Origin of the sequence: Micromonospora sp. A3M-1-15, from assembly GCF_024213425.1 — a bacterium.
In the GTDB taxonomy this organism is placed as follows: Bacteria; Actinomycetota; Actinomycetes; order Mycobacteriales; family Micromonosporaceae; genus Micromonospora; species Micromonospora chersina.
The window spans coordinates 1-692 of record NZ_JANAVK010000016.1 but is presented as its reverse complement, the minus strand read 5'-3'; the positions used below and the strand labels follow the sequence as shown (position 1 = coordinate 692).

Here is a 692-nt window from a genome sequence, read left to right as displayed (position 1 = left end):
GGTGGCGACCGTGAGGGCGGCGGCTTCCGTGGCGGTGAGCGCCGCGAGGGTGGCTTCCGTGGTGGCGACCGTGAGGGTGGCTTTCGTGGGGGCGAGCGCCGCGAAGGCGACCGCCGTGAGGGTGGCTTCCGTGGCGGCGACCGCCGCGAGGGTGGTTTCCGTGGCGGCGACCGTGAGGGCGGCGGCTTCCGTGGCGGCGAGCGTCGCGAGGGCGGCTTCCGCGGTGGCGACCGCCGTGAGGGCGGTTTCCGCGGTGGCGAGCGTCGCGAGGGCTTCGCTGGTGGTGAGCGCCGTGAGGGCGGCAACCGCGAGGGTGGGTTCCGTGGCGGTGAGCGTCGCGAGGGCGGTTTCCGTGGCGGTGAGCGCCGTGAGGGCGGTTTCCGTGGCGGTGAGCGCCGTGAGGGCGGTTTCCGTGGTGGCGACCGTGAGGGCGGCGGCTTCCGTGGCGGTGAGCGTCGTGAAGGTGGCTTCCGTGGTGGCGACCGTGAGGGCGGCGGCTTCCGTGGCGGTGAGCGTCGTGAAGGTGGCCCCGGCGGCGAGCGTCGCGAGGGTTTCCGCCGCGACGAGCGGCCCGGTGGCTTCCGCGGTGGCGAGCGTCGCGAAGGCGGTTTCCGTGGTGGCGACCGTGAGGGCGGCTTCCGTGGGGGCGAGCGCCGCGAGGGCGGTTTCCGCGGTGGCGACCGTGAGGGCGG

1 pseudogene is annotated in these 692 nt (G+C 75.7%); it reads right to left on the bottom strand.

What is annotated here, in order from left to right:
- Positions 1-692, bottom strand: a pseudogene (locus NLX85_RS32885) (hypothetical protein); the annotation flags it as partial.